The sequence below is a fragment of the Herminiimonas sp. genome (assembly GCF_030645555.1).
Classification (GTDB): Bacteria; Pseudomonadota; Gammaproteobacteria; order Burkholderiales; family Burkholderiaceae_D; genus Oxalicibacterium.
Map to the genome: position 1 here is coordinate 1 of NZ_JAUSME010000154.1, position 1,967 is coordinate 1,967.

General features: G+C 63.7%; 1 protein-coding gene. It reads right to left on the bottom strand.

Annotated elements, in window-relative coordinates; translation table 11 throughout:
- Positions 1-1,965 (bottom strand): molybdopterin-dependent oxidoreductase (locus Q7T06_RS06315; protein ID WP_304782057.1); only part of this gene is annotated, 1,965 nt, incomplete at its 3' end.
- Between the last annotated feature and the right edge of the window lie 2 nt (positions 1,966-1,967).

Sequence of the window (1,967 nt, forward strand, 5' to 3'; positions counted from 1 at the left end):
CAGGTGCTCGAGCGAGGCCAGCGCATGGCGCGCATGGTTGGCGTCAGGGTCGGACATGGCCGGGTTCTCGCCCATGATGTACATGCCCTTGACCGTGCCGGCGTCGATCGCCTTCATCACTTCCACCACGGTCAGGCCGACCTTGTCGTCCAGCCTGGTGTTCCAGAATTTCTCGAAGAAGGCGCGCACTTCGACATTGTCGACGCGCTGGTAGTCCGGGAAGCTCATCGGGATCAGGCCGGCGTCGGACGCGCCCTGCACGTTGTTCTGGCCACGCAGCGGATGCAGGCCGGTGCCTGGACGACCGATCTGGCCGGTCATCAGCGACAAGGCGATCAGGCAGCGGGCATTGTCGGTGCCGTGCACGTGTTGCGACACACCCATGCCCCACAGGATCATCGAGCCTTTGGATGTCGCATACAAGCGCGCGACATAGCGGATGGTGTCAGCGTCGATGCCACAGATGGGCGCCATCTTCTCGGGCGAGTAATCGGCGACATTTGCCTTCAGGTCGTCATAGCCGATGGTGCGTGCGGCGACGAATTCTTCGTTGACCAGGCCTTCGTTGACGATCACGTGCATCATCGCGTTCAGCAGCGCGACGTCGGTGTCGGGCTTGAATTGCAGGAAGCGATGCGCCTGGCGGGCCAGGTCGGAGCGGCGCGGATCCATCACGATCAGCTTGGTGCCGTTGGCAACCGCGTTCTTGATCCAGGTGGCTGCAACTGGATGGTTCACGGTCGGGTTGGCGCCGATGATGACGACCACATCGGCCTTCATCACGTCCATCACAGGGTTCGAGACCGCGCCCGAGCCTATGCCTTCCAGCAGCGCGACCACGGACGACGCATGGCACAAGCGGGTGCAGTGGTCGACGTTGTTGCTGCGGAAACCGGTGCGCACCAGCTTCTGGAACAGATAGGCTTCTTCTTTGCTGCCCTTGGCCGAGCCGAAGCCGGCCAGCGCCTGGGGGCCGACGGAGTCGCGGATATCGCGCAGCTTGCCGCCGGCGAATTCCAGTGCCTCTTCCCAGCTCGCTTCGCGGAACACATCGAACACGTTTTCCGGCGTCATCTCGAAGTCGCCGGACTTGGGCGCGTCCTTGCGGCGGATCAGCGGCTTGGTCAGGCGGTGCGGATGGTGCGCGTAGTCAAAGCCGTAGCGGCCCTTGACGCACAGGCGGCCGCGGTTGGCCGGACCATCGCGTCCTTCGACGTAAAGAATCTTGTTGTCCTTGACGTTGTAAGTCATCTGGCAGCCGACGCCGCAGAACGGGCAGACCGATTCCACTTTCTTGTCCGGTACCTGCAGCGCGACATCGCGCGCCGGCATCAAAGCGCCGGTCGGGCAGGCCTGCACGCATTCGCCGCAGGCGACGCAGGTGGAAGCGCCCATCGGGTCGTCCATGTCGAACACGATCTTCTCGCCAGCACCACGGAAGGCCAGGCCGATCACATCATTCATCTGTTCGTCGCGGCAGGCGCGCACGCAGCGGGTGCACTGGATGCAAGCGTCGAGGTTGACCGCGATGGCAGGATGCGACAAGTCCTGCTGCACCCGTTCGCGCGCTTCGAAACGCGGCTTGCCGACCGCCAGCTTCTGCGACCACTGGTCGACTTCGTTTTCGCGGGTATACGCAGTCTCCGGCATGTCGGACTGCAGCAGTTCCAGCACCAGTTTCTGGGCCTTCACCGCGCGCTCGCTGTCGGTCGTGACCTTCATGCCCTGGCTGGGGTGGCGGCAGCAGGACGGTGCCAGCACGCGCTCGCCATTGATCTCGACCATGCAGGCGCGGCAATTGCCGACCGCTTCCAGTCCTTCCTTGTAGCAAAGGTGCGGAATCTCCACGCCTTCGCGCCGGGCGACCTCGATGATGGTCTCGTTGGCGCGGCCCGTGACTTCACGGCCGTTCAGCTCGAAGCTGACGGTCGGGACGTCGATCTGGGCCATCTCATTTCGGGTAATCG